This window comes from Exiguobacterium sp. s102 (assembly GCF_018618635.1).
Lineage (GTDB): Bacteria > Bacillota > Bacilli > Exiguobacteriales > Exiguobacteriaceae > Exiguobacterium_A > Exiguobacterium_A oxidotolerans.
Genome location: NZ_JACSML010000010.1, coordinates 18,886 through 41,836, shown reverse-complemented (window position 1 = coordinate 41,836; position 22,951 = coordinate 18,886). Strand labels below are relative to the sequence as shown.

21 protein-coding genes and 2 tRNA genes are annotated in these 22,951 nt (G+C 48.4%); all 23 read right to left on the bottom strand.

Going from position 1 to position 22,951, the window contains the following annotated elements; translation table 11 throughout:
* Positions 1-365: 365 nt before the first annotated feature.
* Positions 366-1,847, bottom strand: coding sequence for a lysine--tRNA ligase (gene lysS, locus KNQ02_RS15160; RefSeq protein WP_157898521.1), 1,482 nt, complete (start codon positions 1,845-1,847; stop codon positions 366-368).
* Positions 1,848-2,016: 169 nt separating this feature from the next.
* Complete coding sequence (gene dusB, locus KNQ02_RS15155) at positions 2,017-3,012, bottom strand: tRNA dihydrouridine synthase DusB (protein ID WP_214771757.1); 996 nt, start codon at positions 3,010-3,012, stop codon at positions 2,017-2,019.
* 31 nt (positions 3,013-3,043) lie between these two features.
* Positions 3,044-3,541 (bottom strand): 2-amino-4-hydroxy-6-hydroxymethyldihydropteridine diphosphokinase, encoded by a 498-nt coding sequence (gene folK / locus KNQ02_RS15150; RefSeq protein ID WP_214806010.1) that lies wholly within the window; start codon positions 3,539-3,541, stop codon positions 3,044-3,046.
* Positions 3,538-3,909, bottom strand: a complete 372-nt coding sequence (gene folB, locus KNQ02_RS15145; protein WP_088835988.1) for a dihydroneopterin aldolase — start codon at positions 3,907-3,909, stop codon at positions 3,538-3,540. Before folB ends, folK begins: the two co-directional genes overlap by 4 nt.
* 2 nt (positions 3,910-3,911) lie before the next feature.
* Complete coding sequence (folP, locus tag KNQ02_RS15140; RefSeq protein WP_159172872.1) at positions 3,912-4,703, bottom strand: dihydropteroate synthase; 792 nt, start codon at positions 4,701-4,703, stop codon at positions 3,912-3,914.
* A complete protein-coding gene (pabC, locus tag KNQ02_RS15135; RefSeq protein ID WP_088835986.1) occupies positions 4,700-5,539 on the bottom strand; it encodes an aminodeoxychorismate lyase in 840 nt (279 codons plus the stop codon). Before pabC ends, folP begins: the two co-directional genes overlap by 4 nt.
* Positions 5,523-6,104, bottom strand: coding sequence for an anthranilate synthase component II (locus KNQ02_RS15130; protein ID WP_214771754.1), 582 nt, complete (start codon positions 6,102-6,104; stop codon positions 5,523-5,525). Before KNQ02_RS15130 ends, pabC begins: the two co-directional genes overlap by 17 nt.
* The gene (locus tag KNQ02_RS15125; protein ID WP_371816433.1) at positions 6,101-7,489 is read right to left on the bottom strand and encodes an anthranilate synthase component I family protein; all 1,389 of its coding nucleotides are present in this window, start codon (positions 7,487-7,489) and stop codon (positions 6,101-6,103) included. Before KNQ02_RS15125 ends, KNQ02_RS15130 begins: the two co-directional genes overlap by 4 nt.
* Positions 7,490-7,581: 92 nt before the next feature.
* Positions 7,582-8,526: a cysteine synthase A gene (gene cysK, locus KNQ02_RS15120; RefSeq protein ID WP_088835983.1), complete on the bottom strand. Its 945-nt coding sequence runs from the start codon at positions 8,524-8,526 to the stop codon at positions 7,582-7,584.
* A gap of 80 nt (positions 8,527-8,606) precedes the next feature.
* Complete coding sequence (locus KNQ02_RS15115) at positions 8,607-8,918, bottom strand: SurA N-terminal domain-containing protein (protein WP_214803562.1); 312 nt, start codon at positions 8,916-8,918, stop codon at positions 8,607-8,609.
* A 12-nt stretch (positions 8,919-8,930) separates the two neighbouring features.
* Positions 8,931-9,857 carry an Hsp33 family molecular chaperone HslO gene (gene hslO / locus KNQ02_RS15110; RefSeq protein WP_029332221.1) on the bottom strand — a complete coding sequence of 309 codons (927 nt, stop codon included), beginning with the start codon at positions 9,855-9,857 and terminating at the stop codon, positions 8,931-8,933.
* An 11-nt stretch (positions 9,858-9,868) separates the two neighbouring features.
* Positions 9,869-10,630, bottom strand: coding sequence for a type III pantothenate kinase (locus KNQ02_RS15105; protein WP_088835982.1), 762 nt, complete (start codon positions 10,628-10,630; stop codon positions 9,869-9,871).
* Between the two features lie 161 nt (positions 10,631-10,791).
* Positions 10,792-12,798 carry an ATP-dependent zinc metalloprotease FtsH gene (ftsH, locus tag KNQ02_RS15100; protein WP_214809049.1) on the bottom strand — a complete coding sequence of 669 codons (2,007 nt, stop codon included), beginning with the start codon at positions 12,796-12,798 and terminating at the stop codon, positions 10,792-10,794.
* Between the two features lie 120 nt (positions 12,799-12,918).
* Complete coding sequence (hpt, locus tag KNQ02_RS15095) at positions 12,919-13,464, bottom strand: hypoxanthine phosphoribosyltransferase (protein ID WP_012368964.1); 546 nt, start codon at positions 13,462-13,464, stop codon at positions 12,919-12,921.
* A gap of 33 nt (positions 13,465-13,497) precedes the next feature.
* Positions 13,498-14,742, bottom strand: coding sequence for a tRNA lysidine(34) synthetase TilS (gene tilS / locus KNQ02_RS15090; protein ID WP_088835980.1), 1,245 nt, complete (start codon positions 14,740-14,742; stop codon positions 13,498-13,500).
* Between the two features lie 76 nt (positions 14,743-14,818).
* A tRNA-Glu gene (locus KNQ02_RS15085) sits at positions 14,819-14,890 on the bottom strand.
* 9 nt (positions 14,891-14,899) lie between these two features.
* Positions 14,900-14,976: transfer RNA gene (locus KNQ02_RS15080), tRNA-Met, on the bottom strand.
* Positions 14,977-15,129: 153 nt separating this feature from the next.
* Positions 15,130-15,654, bottom strand: coding sequence for a S1 domain-containing RNA-binding protein (locus tag KNQ02_RS15075; protein ID WP_088835979.1), 525 nt, complete (start codon positions 15,652-15,654; stop codon positions 15,130-15,132).
* A gap of 83 nt (positions 15,655-15,737) precedes the next feature.
* Positions 15,738-16,118, bottom strand: coding sequence for an FtsB family cell division protein (locus KNQ02_RS15070; protein WP_088835978.1), 381 nt, complete (start codon positions 16,116-16,118; stop codon positions 15,738-15,740).
* A 65-nt stretch (positions 16,119-16,183) separates the two neighbouring features.
* Complete coding sequence (locus KNQ02_RS15065) at positions 16,184-16,456, bottom strand: RNA-binding S4 domain-containing protein (RefSeq protein ID WP_088835977.1); 273 nt, start codon at positions 16,454-16,456, stop codon at positions 16,184-16,186.
* Positions 16,453-17,883, bottom strand: coding sequence for a bifunctional methyltransferase/pyrophosphohydrolase YabN (yabN, locus tag KNQ02_RS15060; protein WP_088835976.1), 1,431 nt, complete (start codon positions 17,881-17,883; stop codon positions 16,453-16,455). The genes KNQ02_RS15065 and yabN overlap by 4 nt, the downstream gene beginning before the upstream one ends.
* On the bottom strand, positions 17,880-19,430 hold the full coding sequence (locus tag KNQ02_RS15055; RefSeq protein ID WP_088835975.1) for a polysaccharide biosynthesis protein: 1,551 nt from the start codon (positions 19,428-19,430) through the stop codon (positions 17,880-17,882). The genes yabN and KNQ02_RS15055 overlap by 4 nt, the downstream gene beginning before the upstream one ends.
* A complete protein-coding gene (gene mfd, locus KNQ02_RS15050; protein WP_214809045.1) occupies positions 19,427-22,945 on the bottom strand; it encodes a transcription-repair coupling factor in 3,519 nt (1,172 codons plus the stop codon). Before mfd ends, KNQ02_RS15055 begins: the two co-directional genes overlap by 4 nt.
* Positions 22,946-22,951: the final 6 nt, after the last annotated feature.

Genomic DNA, 22,951 nt, shown 5'->3' with positions numbered 1-22,951 from the left:
CGTTGACGAAGCTTGCGCTTCATTCATTGTTTGTATCCGAAGATACGTTTTTTGCCTCATCGTTCAGTTTTCAAAGTTCGTCGTGTCGTTTTCAGCGACTTTAATATCTTACCAAGTTATCAACACAATTGTCAACAACTTTTTTTGATATTTTTTTCGGTGTGTCACAACCATTTGCGGCACAAGAAATAATATACCACGGCTTTTTCGATTGTACAAGCATTTTATTAGAAAAACATTTAAAAAGATTATTTACCCGTTTTATTGCTGATTGATTCCAATCCATCATGTCTTTTCGAGCCTTCATTTTTCATAATAAAGCTCCCTCTCTACTATATATAGAAGAAAGGGAGCAAACGTGTTTGTTAGTTTTGTTGGTGGCGCATCGTTGGGAATAAGAGAACGTCCCGAATCGATGGTGCATTTGTTAGCAACATGACAAGGCGATCGATTCCGATTCCAAGTCCACCCGTTGGCGGCATTCCGTATTCCAATGCTTCGATGAAATCATTATCCATCTCGTGTGCTTCGTCGTTCCCAGCTTCCTTTTCAACAAGCTGTGCTTCGAAACGTTCACGTTGGTCGATTGGATCGTTTAACTCCGTGAAGGCATTCGCATGTTCACGACGCACGATGAATAATTCGAAACGATCCGTAAAGCGTGGATCTTCTGGGTTTTTCTTCGCGAGTGGTGAAATTTCAACTGGGTGACCATAAACGAAAGTCGGTTGAACGAGTGTCTCCTCGATTTTTTGTTCGAAGAATTCGTTTAAGATATGCCCCGTCGACATATGTGACTGAACTTCGATTCCGTGTTCATGGGCAAGTTCATGGGCCCGCTCTTTCGAAATATCATCAAAGAAATTGATTCCTGTCGCTTCTTTAACGAGATCTGCCATATGGGCACGTTTCCAACCAACCGTTAAATCGATGACGTCTTCGCCATACGTAACTTTTGTTGTCCCAAGTACTTCTTGAGCGACGTGAGCAATCAGGTTTTCTGTTAAATCCATGATATCTTCATAGTCCGCATATGCCTCATACAACTCAATCATCGTGAACTCTGGGTTATGGCGTGTTGAAATTCCTTCATTTCGGAAGACACGACCAATTTCATATACTTTTTCGAGTCCACCGACGATAAGACGTTTTAGGTGCAACTCAATCGCGATTCGCATGTAAAGCGTCATATCAAGAGCATTGTGGTGCGTGATGAACGGACGGGCAGATGCTCCACCTGCGATTGTGTGTAACATCGGTGTTTCGACTTCCAAGTAGCCGAGACTATCGAGGTATTGACGGATGCCTCGAATTACTTTGCTTCGGGCGATGAATGTCTCCCGTGATTCCGTGTTCGTAATGAGATCGAGATAACGTTGACGGTACCGTTGTTCCACATCTTTTAATCCATGATATTTATCTGGAAGCGGACGAAGTGCTTTCGTCAACAATGTAAACGACGTGACATGGACTGATAACTCGCCGACGTTCGTTTTAAAGACATAACCACTGATTCCGATGATATCACCTAAATCGCATGTCTTGTAAATTTCATATGCTGCTTCTCCGACATCGTCTTTCCGGACATATAACTGAATTTGACCTGTCACATCCTGAACGTTCGTAAATCCAACTTTCCCTTTACGGCGTGTTGTCATGACACGTCCCGCAATCGTTACTTCCGGTTTTAATTCAGCTAATTCCTCTTTTTCGTTCTCGCCGTAAGCTGAACGAATGCTTGCTGTATCCGTTGACCGTTCAAAACGAGCACCGAACGGGTCGAGTCCTTGCTCACGCATCGCGTTCATCTTACCGAGACGCACCTGCATTTGATCATTCATTTCCATGTCCTGACTCACTGTATTCACTCCTTCTAAAAATTGTTCACGACGGTCTTCATCATTCTGCATCAAAAAGCTGCCGGCATGACCGACAGCACCTTGAAAAAACCGATTCGCTCATCTTTAATGCAATTAGCGTACCATAAAACGGGTAATGCCGACTATACTTTACCTGTCACGCATGTACTGCGGTTGTTTCCAAGGTTTCGACATACTGACGTAACAACTCTTGAAGACCGGCATGGGTATCAATATCGAATAAGGCTTTTCGGACTTGCCCGTTCCCACTTAATCCTTTGAGATACCACGCGACGTGGGTACGCATTTCACGAACGGCTAGTTTCTCACCTTTCAGTGCAACGAGTCGTGCCGCATGCAACAAGCAAATATCAATCTTTTCACGTGGTGTCGGCTCGGCTGGTAACGTCCCGGATTCGAGATACTGGATCGTCTGATAGAGCATCCATGGATTGCCGAGCGCCGCCCGACCAATCATCACACCATCTACACCGATTTCATCAATCATCCGTTGCGCGTCTTGCGGCGTTTGCACATCACCGTTTCCGATGATCGGAATCTGCACTGCCCGTTTTGCTTCCCCGATGATGTTCCAGTCCGCAACGCCCTCATACTTTTGCGAACGGGTCCGCCCGTGAATAGCAACCGCCTTTGCTCCACCCGCTTCCGCTGCCCGGACATTATCGACACAATAAATATGATGACTGTCCCACCCTGTCCGCATCTTCACCGTGACGGGCTTCTCGACCGCTTGCGATACAGCATGAACCATTTCATATACTTTATCGGGATCAAGCAACCATTTTGCACCGGCATCACATTTCGTGACTTTTGGAACCGGGCATCCCATGTTGATGTCAATGATATCCGCATTCGTGTTGGCATCGACATACTGTGCCGCCTTTACGAGTGTCTCCTTCGATCCGCCGTAAATCTGCAGACTGAGCGGCTTTTCGCGTTCGTCGACATACAGCATCTCTAACGTCCGTTCATTTTCATACAAAATCCCTTTATCGCTGACCATTTCCGCACAGACGAGTCCTGCCCCGAATTCTTTTGCAATCAAACGAAACGCAGGATTGCAGACGCCCGCCATCGGTGCGAGGATGACACGATTGTTCAGTTCGACGTCACCAATCTTAAAACCTGACATGTAGCGCTCTTCCTCTCTTCTTCAATACCCTCTATTCCTTCACGATTCGTCTGACGCCCGCTCGTTCCGTTTCCGGTAGTTGCGCGTAGAGTTCCTCGACCGTCCTCTTTAAATGCGGTACCTCATATTGCGGATTCAATTCCTGCAACGGCGCGAGGACAAATGCCCGCTCTTGCATCCGTGGATGCGGCACCGTTAATCCTTCTGAATGTATATCATCTGTATTATAAAGGATGATGTCAAGGTCTAACGTTCTCGGTCCATTCTCGAACAATCGCTTCCGTCCTTCTTGGCGTTCGATGCCCTGCAAGTGCTCGAGCAACACCTCCGCGGACCAACTCGTCTCAAGTTCGACGACCATGTTGTAGAATAAATCTTGATCGAGGTAACCGACAGGAACGGTCTCATAAATCGAGGACGGGCGAATCGCTTGAATCTCCGGGTACGCCGTCATCGCTTCAATTGCAGCATGTAAGTGCCCGGCCTTATCCCCGATGTTCGACCCAAGGGCGATGTAAGCACGGTTCATGCATAATCCCCCCGAACCCGATTGATTTCTACCGCGACATGCTCATAGTGCCCTGCGATCGGTGGATCAGGTTTGATGACTTTGACGGTCGCTTCCAAAATTCGTGGATCGAGCAAAAAGACGTGTCGGACGATTCGGTCCGCGAGCGCCTCGACCAACTGAACGGCCTCCCCTTCGACGACATGTTTCGTCGCTTCATAGAGTTCCGCATAATTGACACTTTCCCGTAAATCGTCCGTCTCGCCGGCGCGTGATAAATCAAGTCCGATGGATAAATCCACATTAAAGCGCTGTCCTAACTTCGTTTCTTCTGCGAACACTCCATGATAACCATAAAAACGCATCCCTGAAACGTGTATGCGATCCATCTTCATTCCCCCTTCGGTAATTCTGCTGCAAGCATCGCGTCCATCATCAGAGCGGCCCGCTTGATTTCTTTCACGTCATGGACACGCATCCACTCGCAACCTTGTTGGATTCCGTAACAGACGGTCGCAATCGTCCCTTCCACCCGTTCCGCCGCCGGGAGCCCGAGCGTCAATCCGATCAGTGACTTGCGTGACGTCCCAAGTAAAACCGGGTATCCAAAATCTGTCGCAATCGCGAGGTGACGCATCAAAAATAAATTCTCTTCATACGTTTTCATGAAACCAATCCCTGGATCAAGCCAAATCCGATTTTCCGAGACACCCGCCTGTTTCGCTAATCGGATTGATTCTTCAAGGTCGGCGCGGACTTCAGCTAAGACGTCTGTTCCGTGTGGTTCCGTCCGATTATGCATCAGGATGATTGGGACTTCGTGCCGGGCGGCGACCGTTACCATTGAACGATCCCCCCATTTCGAACCCCAAACGTCATTGATGAGATCTGCACCGGCACGGACAGCGGCTTCAGCGACTTCCGGTTTATACGTATCAATCGAAATCAAGACATCGAGCTCACGCTTCAAGCGACGAATCACTGGAACAACGCGGTCGATTTCATCTGCTGCTGAAACAAATGCCGCACCCGGTCGCGTCGATTCTCCACCAACATCGATTGCATCTGCCCCGTCCGCAACAAGTTGCCTAGCATGACGAACAGCGAGTTCGACATCAACGTATTGTCCACCATCTGAAAACGAATCCGGCGTCACATTTAAAATTCCCATGATTTTTGTCAACGTTTTTCCCTCCTCGACCACCGCGTCTCGACGGCCTCATCGAATAGCTGACGCACACGTTGATAGCCGCTTCCCGATTGACCCGGGAACGTTCGTCCGTCAAGTGATGAAACGGCGACTGCTTCTTGAACGGAATTCGTGTAGAGAATTTCGTCTGCCTCCATCAACTGTGGCAATAAAGCAAGGCGTTCTTCGACCATAAGTTGCTCCATCAAGAACTGGCGGGTGATCCCATTCAAGGCACCCGTCTCAAGCGACGGTGTATACCACTTCTCCCCATAACGCCAAAAAATGTTCGAAGTGATGCCTTCACAAATGAATCCTTCCTTCGTCAAGAAGAGCCCTTCCGCTTCCGGATTAAACAGTTGGCGTTTCGCAACTAGATTGTTCATGTAGTGATGCGACTTTAAGCGATACGCCGTTTCCGGTGTACTGCGTGGCAACCGGACCGTTTCAAGCGCCCGCTCCGTCGCTTGTCGCGCACCAATCGGTCTCGCATAAATCACGACCGTCGGCGTGTCATACCGCTCAACGGAGAGTCCGATATCACGGGGACCAGCCGAGACATTTAAGCGGATGTATAAATCAGTCGTCGCATGGGCACGGTATAAGGTCTCAATCGCAACTAACAGTTCATCCCGCGTATAGGGGATGACGATTCCAATCGCGGCACAACTCATCTGTAGCCGTTTAATATGATCATCAAATAAAAATGGATGTCCTGCATACGTACGAAATGTCTCAAAAATCCCCATTCCATATAAATAACCATGGTCAAATGGTGAAATCCGAACGTCTTCTTCTTTTACTACCTGTCCATCATGCCAAAGATACATATCGATTCAACTCCAAAAAGTTTTTTAACATCCGTTTCCCGTCTCGGGTCAAGATTGCTTCCGGATGAAACTGGACACCGACGATCGGTAACTCGCGATGTCGCAGGGCCATGATTTCTCCCCCTGCTTCCGCTGTCACTTCCAGGGCATCCGGAAAGGTCTCCCGCTCGACGACAAGCGAATGGTACCGTGTCACTGGTGTATCTTGAGCGATGCCTTCAAACATCCCGGTCGCGTCGTGAGACAATAACGAAACTTTTCCGTGCATTAAGTCTTGTGCCCGGACGACTTGTCCGCCGAAGACTTGTCCGATTGCTTGATGACCGAGGCAGACACCAAGGATAGGCAACTTGCCTGCGAAGTATTCGATCGCAGCAAGGCTGATGCCCGCCTCGTTCGGAGTACAAGGTCCTGGCGAAATCACTAGGTGATCGGGTTTGAGTTGTTCAATCTCCTCGAGTGTAATCGCATCATTCCGAAACACCTGGATCTCTTGCCCGAGCTCCCCAAAGTATTGGACTAAGTTGTACGTAAATGAGTCATAGTTATCAATCAATACAATCATGTCGTTCCCTCCGCCATTTCTTTTGCGACCCAAAGTGCCTTTGCCTTACTGAGTGATTCTTCATATTCGCTCACTGAACTAGAATCGGTGACGATTCCTGCTCCCGCCTGAATATAAGCGACGCCATCTTTGGCGACGAGCGTCCGAATCAAGATGTTGAAGATCGCATCGTCCGCCCAACTGATAAATCCGAGTGACCCTGTATAAATACCACGCCGGACCGGTTCTAACTCCTCGATGATCTCCATCGTCCGGATTTTTGGTGCACCGGTGATCGTCCCACCGGGGAACATCGCTGCGAGAACATCGCTCGCACCTTGGTGTTCCGCTACTTTCCCACGGACATTCGAGACGATATGTTGGACATGAGAATATTTTTCGATCACCATCAATTCATCGACATGAACGGACCCATACCGGCTGACCCGTCCTAAATCGTTGCGTTCTAAATCAACGAGCATGACGTGTTCCGCCCGCTCTTTTTCATTATCGAGCAGCGTCTTCGCAAGCGCTAAGTCTTCCGCTTCATCCTTCCCGCGCGGACGTGTCCCAGCAATCGGACGCGTCGCGAGATCGTCTCCAATTTTTTCGACGAGCAACTCGGGTGACGCTGAGACGAGCGTCAACTCTTCATCGACGAAGTAGCCCATGTACGGCGACGGGTTCACCTGCCGCAACACGTCATAGACATGAGCCGGCGATGTTAAGAGACGTTCATGTTGACGAACCGCAAGATTGACTTGAAAGACGTCACCCGCTTCAATATAACGTTTGACGCGGTCTGCCGCCTCGACAAAGTCGGCTTGTTCGAACGACCGACCCCGCTCTAACCGTTCATTCGAAACCGGGCGAAAGACTGGCGCAGGACTCTCCACTTTCCAAGCAAGTACTTCAGTTTCAAGTGCTGCTTCCGCTGCCTCGACCGTATCACGCGTCACGGCAACGAATAACTGACCTGCCTGTTCGTCATACACGGCGACTTCATCGTACCAATACAACGAAATATCTGCTGTTTCTAAATCGTCCTCCGCTTCGTCCGGTAATCGCTCTAAATACCGGACAGCTTCATAACTGACGTAGCCTGCCAGTCCACCGAAAAATGCAGGCATCCCGTCCGGACGAGCCGATGCATGACGTGCGCGTACTTCTTCAATTAATGAAAACGGAGAATCTGTTCGTTCTTCGACACCATCACGTGTTGTAATCGTCGTTTGTCCGGATTTCGTGCGTAACTGCCCGACCGGGTGCACACCAGCCATCGTATAGGAACCGATACGACCACTTTCGAGCCAGATATGACCGGTTTGTTCTTTTGTCCGCTCCACATAACGGTTATAAAATTGTTCCTTCGTCCATGTAAATGCTACATATCTCGTCTGTCGCACTTGCGTCCCCCACCTCTGTACGTATTCTGTCCTCATTATACGCAAAAAAAAGGCACGCGGGAGTCGAATGACTTCCGTGTGCCTGAAAAAAATTATAGTTTCGAACCTTCTTCTTCCTCGACTTGATAGAGTGGCGTACTGAGGTAACGTTCTCCATTCGAAGGAATGATCGCTAACACATTTTTGCCTTTTCCAAGACGTTTGGCCGTTTTAAGAGCTGCAGCGATTGCAGCACCTGAAGAAATCCCACCGAGAACTCCGTTTGATTTCGCGGCACGGCGCGCATGATCAAATGCTTCTTCCGTCGTGATTTGTTCGACACCGTCATAGATGTGTGTATCGAGAATCGAGGGTACGAATCCAGCACCAATTCCTTGGAGCTTGTGCGGACCCGGTTTACCACCCGAAAGAACAGGTGAATCCGTTGGTTCGACAGCGATGATTTCGATTCCCGGGAAGGCGTCGCGTAATACTTTACCAGCACCCGTGATCGTCCCACCTGTTCCGATTCCGGCGATGAAGGCATCCAGTGATAGTCCTTCGAACGCTTCAACGATTTCAGGTCCTGTCGTCTGTTCGTGGACGACGGGGTTCGCTCCGTTGTTGAATTGTTGCGGCATGAAATGACCATGTTCCTCTGCTTCCGCCGTCGCTCGCGCGATTGCACCCTTCATTCCTTCCGGACCAGGTGTTAAAATCAACTCCGCGCCGTACGCACGAAGAAGAGTTCGACGTTCCATGCTCATTGTTTCTGGCATGACGAGAATGGCCCGGTATCCTTTCGCTGCTGCGACCATCGCTAGACCAATCCCGGTGTTGCCACTCGTTGGTTCGATGATCGTATCGCCCGCTTTCAGTTTCCCAGCATCCTCTGCCGCTTCAATCATCGACAGCGCAATCCGGTCTTTGACACTTGACCCGGGATTCATGTACTCCAGTTTCAAGTAGACATCTGCATCCTCTGGTCCTGTCAGATGGTTCAATTTGACGATCGGCGTGCGGCCGACTAAATCTAGTACTGAATTTGCAATACGCATGACCATTCCTCCTCATAATGAAAAACCTTTAATTCCAAGTAATCCGATAAATCAATTATCAATGGACTGGATGAAATCTGTCAATCAAAGCGCTCCACGGTAGGTTTCGTTCCATTTTTGGATTGACGTTCTATCGCTTCTTGAATCAAACGATCGAGTGTATCTTGTTCGTGTTCTTTACGCATTACTTGATAGACATCCGCTCGTGTGATGTCTTCGTCTCCGACTGTCGCGACGACGTCTTCAAGCGGTCCACCGATACTTTCTTGGACGATCTTCGGAGAATCGACTTTCGGTAGTTCTCCCATGAAGGCATATGCTCCCGTTAAAAAGTTCGTCAACAGTAAGATGAAAATCAACATCCACAAGTACTTAGAGTTTACATTTCCCATTTTCAGACCCTCTTATGCTCGTTCGAGCGATTTTTCACGAAGTGATTGTAATTCTTCGACGCCATACTGATAGTGTTCTGAACAGAAATGACAAACTGCCTCTGCTCCACCATCTTCATCAATCATCGATTGAATCTCGTCAGGTCCGAGCGCCACGATGGCTGTCGCGAGCTTTTCGCGATCACATGTGCAACCAAACGTAACCGGCACTGTATCGAGGACTTCGTATGATTCACCGAGGACGAGTTCAAGCATTTCTTCCGGTGTTTTTTCTTCTCCGACAAGAATCGAGATTGGTTTTAATGCGGCCACTCGTGCTTCGAGTGCGGCAATCGTTTCTTCCGATGCGCCTGGCATCAATTGCACGATTAACCCACCTGCTGCGATGACCGACTCATCTTCCGGATAAACGAGCACACCTGCACCGACGACAGATGGACTTTGTTCTGAGACTGCGAAGTAATACGTAAAGTCTTCACTGATTTCACCGGTTTGGATCGGTGATTGCCCTCCGACGAAGTCACGAAGACCTAAGTCTTTGATAACGGAAATATTTCCGCGACCGACTGCATCGCCGACTTTTAATTTCGTCAGACCGTCTGCATTGACGTACGTATCCATTTCGACACGTGGATGGCTGACGTATCCACGGACCGTTCCTTTTGCATCGGCATCGACGATGATTTTTCCGATCGGACCGTCCCCTTCAACTTTCAGGGTCACACGTGTGTCGCCTTTTTGCATCGTTCCCATCATCGCACCGATTGTCAGCGTCCGGCCAAGCGCCGCCGTGACGACCGGAGTCGTTTGGTGCCGGAGCTGTGCTTCATACACCGACTTTGTCGAACGGATTGCAAATGCACGGACTTCGCCGTTAAAACCGAGCGCCCGTACTAAATAATCATCTTTTAGTTGTGCTAATAATTCTTCACGTTTCATTATTTATTCCCTCACTTATTTCGTTCGTAGATAATACGCAACCCGTCAAGCGTCAAAAATGGATCGACGATTTCAATCGTTGCGGATTCCTCGCTGATTAATCGGGCAAGCCCACCAGTCGCGATGACTTTTGCTTCACCCATTTCTTCTTTCATCCGGTGGACAAGACCGTCCACTTGCGCGACATATCCAAAATACGTCCCTGACTGCATCGCATGAATCGTATTCCGCCCAATCGCGGATTGTGGTTTCGCAATCTCAATGCGCGGCAGTTTTGCTGCTTTGTTATAGAGTGCCTCAGTCGACACCATGACACCCGGTGAAATGATTCCACCGTAATAGCGTTTTTGTGAATCGATATAACAATAGGTCGTTGCTGTCCCAAAGTCGACGATGATCAATGGACCATCATATTTGACCGTCGCGGCGACCGCATTGACGATTCGATCCGCCCCGACTTCCCTTGGGTTATCGACTTTTAAGTCGAGTCCGGTTTTAATACCTGGTCCAATCACGAACGGGCGTCGATTGAAATAACGGACGCACATGTTCTCCAGTGGAAACACGACGGGGGGTACGACAGATGATAACACGATTCCCTCGATTTCTTCCACGTTTAACTCTGCATCCCGGAACAAGGCTTTGACGAGCATCCCGTACTCATCGGTCGTCCGTGTCCGATCGGTTGCGATCCGCCAGTGCTCGACCAATGTCTCGCCAGCATAGACACCCAGTACGATATTCGTATTTCCAACATCAATTACTAAGATCATTTGACTGATTCCCCACTTTTCTATACGATACCTGCAATATACGTTGTGATTATACCACGTCGGCTAAGCTTCACCTACCGAAGTGCGCAAGCATCACGGCATATAAAAACAGGACCAGCACCCGCATAGCGGGTACTGGTCCTGTCTCGTTGTGTCAGCGATTAAATTTGATCATCACGGCGTGGTTGATCAGGCTTTTCTACATCCACATTTTGACCTTCGTCGATGACTGAACCACGTTGTGTCGGAGATTCTGTCGGTTCATCGATGACAGGAGTCGTCGATTCCGGGTTTTTCTCGTCTTCTGTTTGTTCAGCTACCACTTCTGGCTCGTTCTTTTTGTATTCACCTGTCTCAATGAGGTGGTGAATTTGTTTTTGATCCAGCGTTTCAACTTCAAGTAACGTTGTCGCAATCAAATCAAGCTGATCACGTTTTTCCGTTAAGATCGTTTTCGCTTTTTGGTAACAGCGGTTGATGATCGCTTGGATTTCTGTATCAATCTCATGCGCAATCGCGTCCGAATAGTTTTGTTCATTTTGGAAGTCACGTCCTAAGAAGACATTTCCGCCTTGACCTGAACCGAACTGAAGCGGTCCGAGTTTTTCACTCATCCCGAACTCCATCACCATCTTCCGGGCGAGTCCTGTCGCACGTTGGAAGTCGTTGCTTGCTCCAGTCGATACTTCACCAAAGACGATATCTTCCGCGACACGACCACCAAGCAATCCGGTAATTTTATCTTCAAGTTCTGGTTTTGTCATGAAGTAACGATCTTCTTTCGGAAGCATGACGACGTAACCGCCGGCATTCCCACGAGGAACGATTGTTACTTTATGCACTTCATCCGCATCATCAAGTGTGACACCGATGATCGTATGACCTGCTTCATGCCACGCAACGATTTTTTTCTCTTTCGGCGAAATGATCCGGCTCTTCTTCGCTGGTCCAGCGATAACGCGGTCAATCGCTTCTTCTAGATCGACAATGGAAATCTTATCCCGGTCGGTACGCGCTGCAACGAGTGCTGCTTCGTTCAACAGGTTTTCAAGATCAGCACCAGAGAATCCTGGTGTCCGCTGTGCGATTGCTTTTAAATCGACTGTTGAGTCGAGTGGTTTATTTCGTGCATGTACCTTAAGAACTGCTTCACGACCGACGACATCTGGACGCTCAACCGTAATTTGACGGTCAAAACGACCTGGACGAAGCAAGGCTGGGTCCAAGATATCAGCGCGGTTCGTTGCTGCGATCATGATGATGCCTTCATTTTCACTGAATCCGTCCATCTCAACGAGAAGTTGGTTCAATGTTTGTTCACGCTCATCATGTCCGCCACCGAGACCTGCGCCACGTTGACGACCGACTGCATCGATTTCATCGATGAAGATGATACACGGTGCATTTTTCTTTGCATTTTCGAAGAGATCACGTACACGTGACGCCCCGACACCAACGAACATCTCAACGAAGTCAGAACCTGAAATCGAGAAGAATGGAACGCCAGCCTCACCTGCTGCTGCACGTGCAAGTAACGTTTTACCTGTACCTGGAGGACCGACAAGAAGGACCCCTTTAGGGATACGTGCACCGAGACGTGCAAATTTACGTGGGTCTTTCAAGAATTCGACAACTTCGACGAGTTCTTGCTTCTCTTCGTCTGCACCAGCGACATCTTCAAACGTAATTTTCTTTTTCTCCGTATCATAGAGGCGCGCTTTTGATTTACCGAAGTTCATCACGCGGCCACCGCCGCCGCCACCTTGTGCTTGATTAATTAAGAAGAAGAAGAGAATGAATATGATGATGAACGGGACGATCGTCGTCAGTAACGCGATCCAACCGCCATTCGTCTCTGCTGCTTTAAAGTCCATATTGACACCTTGACTGCGCAATTGTGTATAAAGATCCGTTAACTCCGTATCAACAGCTGGAACAACCGTTTCATACGTCGAATCCTTTTCACGTAAATCACCAGTCACATTATACGTCTGTCCTTCGTACTGGAAGGTAGCCGTCTTAATTTCACCTTTTTCAACCGACTCGACAAACTGTGTGTAATTGATTTCTTTGCTTTTGTTCACTGGACTCTGCAAGTATTGCAGAAACAAGATCAAAGCTAGAAAAATGACCCCAAACACGAGGGTATTCTTCACTGCTCGGTTCATCTTATGCCTCCTCTCCGCACCAACTGACATACCTTCATCAACTGATACGAATCCTGACGCGGCAAAGCGCGCTTTGTAATTGGTTTCATCTTATCATGTGACAGTCAAGATTAAAAATAATTAGCCACCGTAGACTGCCGGCTTCAACACACCAACATATGGCAGGTTACGATATTTCTCTTCATAGTCGAGACCGTAACCGACGACAAACTCGTGTGGAATCACAAATCCACTATAATCCGCGTGAAGATCATTTTTGCGACCTGACGGCTTATCGAGCAATGTCACGATTTTGACAGATTTTGCTTTACGGTACTTGAAGAGATCAACCAAGTATCCAAGCGTCAATCCACTGTCAATGATATCTTCGACAATCAGGATGTCACGTCCTTCTACAGATGTGTTCAAATCCTTTTCGATTTTAACTTCGCCTGTCGATGTCGTTCCACCGTGGTATGTCGAAACATCCATGAAATCCATCTCAAGGTGCATGTCCATCTTTTTGACGAGATCAGACATGAACGGCATTGCGCCTTTTAAGACACAGACGAGCAGTGGAAAACGATCACCATAATCTGCTGTCAGTTCACCCGCGAGTTCACCGACTTTATGTTGGATCTCTTCTTCCGAAATCAGTACTTTCTCCATATCATTCATTAAGGTCATGCTAGGTATTCCTCCTCCATTTTAAACACTACATTACCATTCTATCATTAAATAAGACCGTGCGAGGAGTTCAAATGACCCGAATTTTGCAATTCGATGTCCGACGACCGCTAAAACTTGACCCGTGGCGTCGACGACGACCGGAACTTCTGCCCGAAGATAACGTGGTACTTTCGCATCAATTAGAATCCGGCTTACTTTTTTCGTTCCGATTTCTAGCTGTATCCGGTCCCCTGGCAACTGACTTCGTACCGTCAGCGGGAAAGTAACTTCCGCTAACGGAATCCCTGCATCCCCGTATGAAAACGTCACATCTCGTTCACCATAACGGTATGTTCCCAAATCAGCCCCTACTTGAAACGATTCAAGTGCAGAATCTGTCGTATCTTTCTCGATACAGGTCAAGTATCCGTACGCGCGGCGAATCCTCCAGTTTCCATAATACACTTCGCTCGAGGGCATATCTACTCGGAGCCATGCTAAAAAGCGATCGAAATCCTCTGATGTCAACCGGACATCCGGTAAGAGCACTTGTAAAGCGAGTCGTCTCAAATCTGTCGGCAGCTGGTTGATCTCATCGATTACTATCCCATCCTCCGTCGTATGTCGCGCTACTAATGCTTCGACGTACGCTAAGTGCTCGTCCTGTATCGTTTGACGAAGTCGTGCGGCACGGACCGCCGCTTCTTCGAACCCCGGGCGCACTTGAGCGAGCCTTGGTAAAATATCGTGCCGGATTTGATTTCTTAAGTACTTCGTTTCCGCATTTGTCGCATCCTCACGCCACTCGATTTGTTGACGCGTCGCATAAGCCGTCAGTTCCTGTTTCGTCCAGTTCACCAGCGGACGATGCAACTGACCGGGACCGAACGGGCGATGAATCGGAATCCCGTCGATTGTCGCTTCACCCCGCAACAACTGAATCAATAACGTCTCGAGTTGATCATCACGATGATGTGCTAAGACTAAGTGACTCCGGTTCGTCTCTTCCATTAAATCTTCAAAAAACTGATACCGTTTCTCGCGACAACGGGCTTGACTCACCCGTTGTCCACCCCATTCTAAACGGGTCGTCCGGAACGGGAGATTACGTTCAAAAGCCCAGTTTTCGACAAACGCGGCTTCTTCATCCGATGCTGCACGAAGACCATGGTGGACATGGGCAATTAAAAGATCAAACTTCGCCTCGTGCAACAGATGCGCGAGCACCATCGAGTCGCAGCCTCCGGATACGCCGACGATGAGCGGTTCATTCGGAACAGGAGCAATCGTTTCCATGATGTACGCATCCCCTTTTCGAATCTACTATACTAAAAAAAGCCACCTCTATATAATAGAGATAGCTTTTAAAGAATGACCCGTACGGGAATCGAACCCGTGTTACCGCCGTGAAAGGGCGGTGTCTTAACCGCTTGACCAACGGGCCAAAAAAATATGGTAGCGGCGGAGGGAGTCGAACCCACGACCTCACGGGTATGAACCGTACGCTCTAGCCAGCTGAGCTACACCGCCATATTTTTAACTTGTGCGTCTTAAGCACATTTTCTATAATACGGTGGAGTCAAATGAAAGTCAACGCTTTTTATAAAAATAATTTCAAAAAAATAAAAGATGGAATGAACAGCGTCATTCCATCTCTATTCTTATAAAGAACAGGTCAGCAAGTTATTGACGTTTAGCACCGCGTCCGCCACGTTTTGAATCCGTTTGGCGTTTGAGTGTCGCAAGACGATCTTCACTGTCTTTGAGGAAACTCGTCATCAACGTATCGAACGTTTGCTCTTTACGTGGAGCAGGTGCTCCGCGACCACCTTTGTTGAATCCTCCACGATTTCCACCACCGCCGCCACTGCGCGGTCCTTTGTTATCAAACGGACGTGGTCCGCGATCTTGACCGGCCGGGCGTGGGCCACGGTCGAATTGACGTGCAGGACGAGGACGTTCGCCTTCAGGGCGGTCAACAGCCTTCTTGATTGAAAGACCGATTTTACCATCGTTTTCTACACTCAAGACTTTAACTGTGATTTCCTGTCCAACCGTCAAGACATCATTGATATCTTTAACGTAAGAATCTGCCACTTCGCTGATGTGAACGAGACCGGTTTTCCCAGTCGGTAATTCTACGAACGCTCCGAAATTAGTGATGCCTGTAACTTTCCCTTGCACTTTGCTGCCTACTTCAATCGACATAAATTGTATTGCTCCTTTTTAGTTGATTCATTTCTTATTATACGAGTGATTACATATTTTTTCAATCAATCGGCAACCATCGGTTAATCTTCAGGTGAGAAATAGAAAATTGTTTCGCCTTTTTTCGAGTACAACAACTCACTTCTCGCTAAGTTCGCAACATATTCTTTATCGTTCAGCCGTTCGATTTCCTCTTTCAGGCGTGCCGACTCTTTTTTCGCTTTTGTTTGCTCTTGTTGAGCGACCTGGAACGATTGATTTTGTTCAGCAATCAATTGTTTCTTTTCGATGTATGACCACCCCATGAGAGAAAGGACGATGAGAAAGATTGACATACAAATCAAGAAACGCTTTTTTAAGCGCGATCGGTTCTCAATCGCATTTTGGCTTAATTGCTTTTTACGATCATTGAGCGGTTTAATCTTTGGTGGTGTTTGACGACCTGATTCTAACGGTGCCGGCATATCATCCCTCCTTATCCGAGTGGTCATCTCTGACACTCTTTAGTATACTTCCTTTTTCAGGTAAATTACATTGATTCTTCAGAATTCACTTTTTCTTCACGAATAATCTTATACATGTCCGTCGCTTCTTCTTTTTTCGCATGCTCTTTAATGCCGTCGATTTGAACGGTGACGATTTTGTTTCCGAATCGAATCGTCATCTCATCTCCGACTGCGACGGTACTGCTTGCTTTTGCGACGAGACCGTTAATCGTAATCCGACCTTGGTCTGCTACCTCTTTTGCGAGTGTCCGTCGTTTAATCAAACGGGATACCTTTAAAAATTTATCGAGTCTCATGACTGTTCCTCCTGCTTCGCTTGATTCCATAACTGATCTTGTTCGTCGAGCGACAACTCTTCAATTGGTCGCTTTGCGAGTTGTTCCACCCGCGTAAAACGGCGAATGAACTTATCGTTCGTCAGCTGCAACGCTTCTTCTCCCGATAATCCCATATATTTTCCGACAAGTGCTAACGAAAATAAGAGATCTCCGAATTCAGCAAGTTGTTCTTTTGGCGCTGCTTCTTGTAGTTCACGTATTTCTTCTTGTACCTTTTCAAGCGCACCACTGACTGTGTCCCACTCAAAGCCGACTTTTGCGACTTTTTTCTGAATCTGTTCAGCACGCATCAAGGCAGGTGCCCCTTTTGTGACACCGTCGAGCAGATATTTCCGCTCTGGTTTCTCCTGCGACTTGATCGTTTGCCAGTTCGCAACGACGTCTGCCGCCGAATCAACCGTCTTCTCTGCAAAGACGTGTGGATGACGACGAATCATCTTATCGCTGACACTGCCGATGACGTCCCGGATATCAAAGTACCCTTCATCGAGACCGATTTGTGCATGTAACATGACTTGAAGTAAGACATCCCCTAATTCCTCTATCATTAAGTTATCGTCCTGAAGGTCGATTGCTTCCAGTAATTCGTAAGATTCTTCGATTAAATGTTTTTTGAGCGATTCATGCGTCTGTTCTTGATCCCATGGACACCCTCCTTCACCACGTAAACGGGCGATGATGTCCTTGAGCGTCGCAAAATCCCGATTCAGCGCCTTTTCCTCCGTCACCGGCGGCACATAGACCGTCGTCAAATTACTGAGCATCGTCACACGATCCAGTTCATAGAGCGGAACTGTCATGACGTGTTGCTTGCTCGTCCCCGCTGCTGTGACGAGCGTCACCGGGTGTTCATCCGGATAACGTTCCATCAACATGACTTTCAAGTCACCTGCGACAAACGCATCGTACACTTGTCCGATCAGTACGTGTTGACGAATTTGCGCTTCATCAACACGGAAGGCCGTTGCGTCAAGCAATTGAAATCCTTCAATCGGATCTACCCCGACCGCTGCGAACATCGGATCAAGAAAACTTTGTCCACCGACGATGTCGATGTCAGTCGCACGCGCAAGTAGTTGTTGAACGGTACTTTCTGCTACAAGCGGGTGTCCCGGTACCGCATAGATGATTGGCGTTTGTGTCGCCTGATCAAGCAGTGTTTCGACGATGTCCGTATAGACCGCTTCAAAACGGTCGTGCCGCTCATAAATCGAATCAAACGATGTAAATTTCATTCCCTCTGTCGCCAGTTCTGAAACGACGGGATGATCTGCTGTCCGTAAATAAACAGGTTGTGTTGTTTCTTTCAATAACTTATAAACGCCAAACGGCAATTGCTCTAGTTCGCCAACACCTAAGCCGACGACTGTAATACGGTGTGTCATATGATTTTCCTCCGATGATGAATTCGATAAAGTTTGTCTCCGAACGGCAATAAAGACCACTCCCGCTCTGTCAGGACCCGCCTGCGCAGTGCAAATATACAAAAGATCAATGCACCACCGATGACGAGTAGACCCACTTCAAACATCGCTCCAATCCGCGTCTCGAAACCTGCCCATTGAAACAGACGTTCGACCACGTACAAAAACAACGCCATCGGGATGATTGCTTGGAGCAATCGGACGTAGAAAATTCGTCCTGCTGTTACACGTCCAAATTTCCGATTCAATAAGATGAGTTGTGCTGATGCCATCATCGCGAATCCGCCGAATGTCGCCATTCCCGCCCCGATCATACCATAACGGGGCAACAAGTAGATGTTTAATAACAGCTTGACGACCAGTCCGAGCACGACGCCTGCAAAGGCATATTTTTCAGCATCGACGGACTGGAGACAAGAGATGATAATCATCGAGAGCGATGCCGTAAAGGCCGTCGCAGCAAGCCAACTGAGCGCAATCGTCCCTTTATCATCTTGATAGAGCGCGATGTTGAGTGGACGCATGACACTAAACAATCCGACCGTCGCAGCTGCCGCGACCAATAGACCAGAACGAAGGAGTGTTTCAAGGTGCAACCGTGTCGCCGCGTCATTTTGTTTACGATACTCCGTCAGCAACGTCGGAACACTGGCCAGACTGATTGACGTCGCAAATAAAATTGCGAACTGCAACAATGGATAACCACGATCAAAAATCCCCTTCTCGATTTTCGTCTCCATCGTATCCCCGAGCAAGTTGACGAACGTCAATCCATCAATCAACTGCATCAACAGTAAAGCAAGCGACGCGATACTGACCGCCATCCCACTCGTCAATAAGACTTTCCCGACACGTTTTAAATGACGCTTCGAGACGACCGGGCGACCAATCCGCCCTTTCGCGAAGCGAAGGAGCAACAACAATGAAGCGACGCTGCCACCGAGCGCCGTCACGTGTGCCGCAGCACCGATTTGATAAGGATTCGCTCCGATCGAGACACCATAATACGTCACGAGTAACAATAGACAGACACGCACGGCATTTTCCGTAATTTGTGAAAAGGCGGTCGGTCGCATCTCAAGGTCTGCTTGAAACATTCCTCGTAACACGGCAATGACCGGCAATAAATAAAACGTCAACGTCACGGCACGTAACGGAAGGACGAGCTTCGGATCTCCGAACAGTAAAGCAAGTTCTGGTGCGATGATCCAGCCGAGCAGACCGAACACTAACGAAAGACTCGCAAGGACAAAGAAAATCGACCAGAGAACCTCTCGTTTTTCTTCCGGGTGATGCAACGTCAACTTTGCGACGATGACGGGTAGCGCATAAATCCCCAGTGCTGCCGCAATCGCGAATAATGGATAGACCGTCTGATAGACGTACAATCCAAAATCCCCTGCCATGTTTTGATACGGAATCCTATAAAAAAAGCTCAGCAGCTTTGAGACGTAACTCGAGATCGCCAGGAGCGCTGCCCCTTGCGCAATCGTTCGCCGTTGACTCATCGCATCGAGATCCGGCGGTCAAGTTCAGCGAGCAACCGCTCTGCTTGTTCCGTTGTTTGTTGAACGGTTTGTTTGCCACGGTTCAACGTCAAAACAAGTTTTCCTTCTTGTTGTCCCATGCCGAGTCCGCGACCAATCGGTACCGTCCACTTGACGAAATCCGCAACATCGAGCGTCTGAGTCGTTTGTTCGGATAAGACGATCTCGATTTTCGGGTCCGTTTGTTTGACCCGCTCAATCCGAGCCCGTTCAGCAAAAATCCGCATCCGCGTCAACTGAATCAATCGTGCGACTTCATTCGGGAATTCACCGAAGCGCTCCAGCATCTCTCCTTCGAGTGCATCAAGACTTTCTGTCGTATCAACATACTTCAAGCGTTTATAGAACTCAATTTTCAGTTCAGAATCCGACATATAATGACTCGGAATATACGCATCGAGACTGAACGTAAAGTCTGGTACGAATTTTTGGACACGTTGTTTCCCTTTCATCCGTTCCTTCCGTTCTTCGACGGCTTCCGATAACATTTGTGAATACAAATCGAACCCGACTGAATCGATAAAACCGGATTGTTGGGATCCGAGCAGATTCCCGGCACCGCGAATCGACAAGTCACGCATGGCAATCTTGAAGCCACTTCCAAGCTCCGTAAATTCCTTGATCGCCTGAAGACGACTCTCGGCGACTTCGGTCAACCGTTTTTGCGGACGGTACGTAAAGTAGGAATACGCGACACGACTTGAACGTCCGACACGACCACGCAGTTGGTAGAGCTGTGATAGACCCATTTGATCGGCATCATTGACGATCAATGTATTGACGTTCGGAATATCGATCCCCGTTTCAATGATTGTCGTACTGACAAGAACATCGGCATCCCCCTCGAAGAAGGCAATCAATTGACTTTCAAGTTCCGTCTCCGTCATCCGACCATGTGCCGTGACGACACGTGCTTCCGGAACGAGCGCCCGGATTTCCTCCGCCTTCCGTTCAATCCCTTCAACGCGATTGTAGAGGAAAAAGGCTTGCCCCCCTCGACCAAGTTCACGTTCAAGTGCTTCACGCATGATGATTCCGTCGTACTCCATCACGTACGTTTGGACAGGATAGCGGTTTTCAGGCGGTGTCTCGAGGACCGACAAATCACGAATCCCGATCATCGACATGTGTAAGGTCCGTGGAATCGGTGTCGCCGTCAACGTCAAGACATCGACATTCGTTTTGAGTTGTTTCAATCGTTCTTTATGTTTAACACCGAAGCGTTGCTCTTCATCGATGATCAACAGACCAATGTCAGCGAACTGAACATCTTTTGATAAGACACGGTGTGTTCCGACAACGACGTCGATCGTTCCTTCTTTCAAGCCTTTTTTTGTTGCTTTCAGTTCTGACGCCGATCGGAACCGACTCATGACTGAAACATTGATTGGCCATTCGCTGAATCGCTCGAGCATCGTTTCATAGTGTTGTTGGGCAAGAACAGTCGTCGGTACAAGGAGAGCGACTTGTTTCCCTGCCATAACTGCTTTAAATGCCGCCCGAATCGCGACTTCCGTTTTCCCGTATCCGACGTCTCCACATAACAGACGATCCATCGGACGCGGCCGTTCCATATCTTTCTTAATCTCTTCAATCGACCGGACTTGATCGACCGTTTCCTCGTACGGGAACGAGGCTTCGAATGCCTGCATGCTGTCATCATCTTCCGGGAAAGCAAATCCAACTGCCGCTTCTCGTGTCGCATACAATTTGATTAGTTCATCTGCGATCTCCTCAACTGATTTTTGGACTTTCGCTTTGACTTTCTTCCAGTCCGTTCCGCCGAGTTTATAGATTTTCGGTTCTTTTCCTTCTGCCCCGACGTATTTTTGAATCAAGTCGATTTGGTCAACCGGAACATACAAGGAGTCGTCACCGGCATAGACAAGGTGCAAGTAATCTTTATGGTTCCCTGCGACATCAATCGTTTTGATGCCGTGGTAACGACCAATTCCATGGTGGATATGGACGATATAATCACCCGTCTTCAACTCTTGGTAACTTTTGATCCGTTCCGCGTTCGTCAATTTCGTCGTCTGTTTCCGGCGACGGGTCGGTTGCTTAAAGACTTCTTCTTCCGTCACGACGACGAGTCGTGCATTCGTCATTTCGAAACCACCATGAATGCCACCGATTAAAATCGACGGATGTCCCCGACGCATATCTTCTTCTGCCGTATGCAAGGACGCTTCGACACCGTAGTCGGAAAGTGTCTGCCGCATCCGCTCCGCCCGCTCTTTGTTACTCGCAAGAAAGACCATCCACATGTCTGCCCGGGCATACCGATCGATTTCCTGTTTCAGACGTTCCATTTGGCCATGAAACGGAGCGATCGGTTTGATGTTGAAGTGAATCGCTGCACTTTCAGGGACGCCGCTTCTGCGTGTCGGAAGGAGCGACAAGTAGAGTAGCTGACGTTGTTCGAAGACTTTGAGCATCGGAACCGAGAGAATGTAATCACTAACGCTTTGCCCCCGTTCAATCAACGAAGCCATCCATTCCGCTTCTTCCGCATCCTGAACTTCCGCCGCTTCTTCGATCCGTGCGATTTCATCGACGATCAAGACGGCATCTGTGATATCAGCCAGTAATGTCTTCTGATACAGTAACGGCGCGTATTTCGCGAGTTGTTTCGGTCGCTCCCCACTTTCGAGCAATTCGACGTCATAGGCGATCCCTTCTTCAAGTGCTGCAAGGACTTCCGTACTTTGGACACGTTCTTTCGTCGCTTCATAGAGTGCACGCAACCGTTCACCCGCGGCACGGAGATTTTCCGTCGTCGCAAAGTGTTCAGCTGCCGGTGGAAGCAACGCTTCTGCGACCACACCGAGTGATCGTTGCGTTTCTGCATCGAATGTATAAATCGAGTCGACTTCTTCATCAAATAAATCCAATCGATAGGGACGGTCGACCGTCAACGGATAAATATCGATGATACTCCCGCGAACTGAAAATTCTCCCGGTGTTGTCACGGTCGCCGTTCGCTCATATCCAGCGTCGACTAATTCTTGAATGAAGTCCGGAATTGCCAAGATATCGCCCGGCTTAATCCGTTTCGTATGTGCTAAGAAATCACTTGCAGGTGGAGCATACCGTCTGAGACCGACGAGTGGGATGATTAAAATACCATCATCGGTCGTCAGGAGCCGGTGCCGCGTTTCAATCCGTGTCGCCCGTAATTCCGGGCTCGCCCCGTACGATAATTCAGCAGCTAATGTCTCGTCGACCGGGTAGAGCATCACTTCCTGTTCAGGCACCAGTTCAATCAAATCATCATACAGTTTTTGCGCTTGAAACATATTGTGGGTGACGATGACGAACCTTTTTTTTGTTTCTTGATAAATGCCTGCGACGAACAACGCTTTCCCGCTATTCATCAAGCCTGTGATGAGTTGGGCATCGACCCCTTGTCGAAAACGCTCACGGACCGTTTTTATTTCTGGTATTCCGAGCAACAGATTTTGTAGTTGTTTCATAGTTTC

Bases quoted from the DNA above. Each gene is read 5' to 3' on its own strand.
- lysS (WP_157898521.1), bottom strand. From the start codon at position 1,847: ATGGAAATGAATGATCAAATGCAGGTGCGTCTCGGTAAGATGAACGCG.
- dusB (WP_214771757.1), bottom strand. From the start codon at position 3,012: ATGTCAGGTTTTAAGATTGGTGACGTCGAACTGAACAATCGTGTCATC.
- folK (WP_214806010.1), bottom strand. From the start codon at position 3,541: ATGAACCGTGCTTACATCGCCCTTGGGTCGAACATCGGGGATAAGGCC.
- folB (WP_088835988.1), bottom strand. From the start codon at position 3,909: ATGGATCGCATACACGTTTCAGGGATGCGTTTTTATGGTTATCATGGA.
- pabC (WP_088835986.1), bottom strand. From the start codon at position 5,539: ATGTATCTTTGGCATGATGGACAGGTAGTAAAAGAAGAAGACGTTCGG.
- KNQ02_RS15130 (WP_214771754.1), bottom strand. From the start codon at position 6,104: ATGATTGTATTGATTGATAACTATGACTCATTTACGTACAACTTAGTC.
- cysK (WP_088835983.1), bottom strand. From the start codon at position 8,526: ATGCGTATTGCAAATTCAGTACTAGATTTAGTCGGCCGCACGCCGATC.
- KNQ02_RS15115 (WP_214803562.1), bottom strand. From the start codon at position 8,918: ATGGGAAATGTAAACTCTAAGTACTTGTGGATGTTGATTTTCATCTTA.
- hslO (WP_029332221.1), bottom strand. From the start codon at position 9,857: ATGAAACGTGAAGAATTATTAGCACAACTAAAAGATGATTATTTAGTA.
- KNQ02_RS15105 (WP_088835982.1), bottom strand. From the start codon at position 10,630: ATGATCTTAGTAATTGATGTTGGAAATACGAATATCGTACTGGGTGTC.
- ftsH (WP_214809049.1), bottom strand. From the start codon at position 12,798: ATGAACCGAGCAGTGAAGAATACCCTCGTGTTTGGGGTCATTTTTCTA.
- hpt (WP_012368964.1), bottom strand. From the start codon at position 13,464: ATGACCTTAATGAATGATATGGAGAAAGTACTGATTTCGGAAGAAGAG.
- tilS (WP_088835980.1), bottom strand. From the start codon at position 14,742: ATGGAAACGATTGCTCCTGTTCCGAATGAACCGCTCATCGTCGGCGTA.
- KNQ02_RS15075 (WP_088835979.1), bottom strand. From the start codon at position 15,654: ATGTCGATTGAAGTAGGCAGCAAAGTGCAAGGGAAAGTTACAGGCATC.
- KNQ02_RS15070 (WP_088835978.1), bottom strand. From the start codon at position 16,118: ATGCCGGCACCGTTAGAATCAGGTCGTCAAACACCACCAAAGATTAAA.
- KNQ02_RS15065 (WP_088835977.1), bottom strand. From the start codon at position 16,456: ATGAGACTCGATAAATTTTTAAAGGTATCCCGTTTGATTAAACGACGG.
- yabN (WP_088835976.1), bottom strand. From the start codon at position 17,883: ATGACACACCGTATTACAGTCGTCGGCTTAGGTGTTGGCGAACTAGAG.
- KNQ02_RS15055 (WP_088835975.1), bottom strand. From the start codon at position 19,430: ATGAGTCAACGGCGAACGATTGCGCAAGGGGCAGCGCTCCTGGCGATC.
- mfd (WP_214809045.1), bottom strand. From the start codon at position 22,945: ATGAAACAACTACAAAATCTGTTGCTCGGAATACCAGAAATAAAAACG.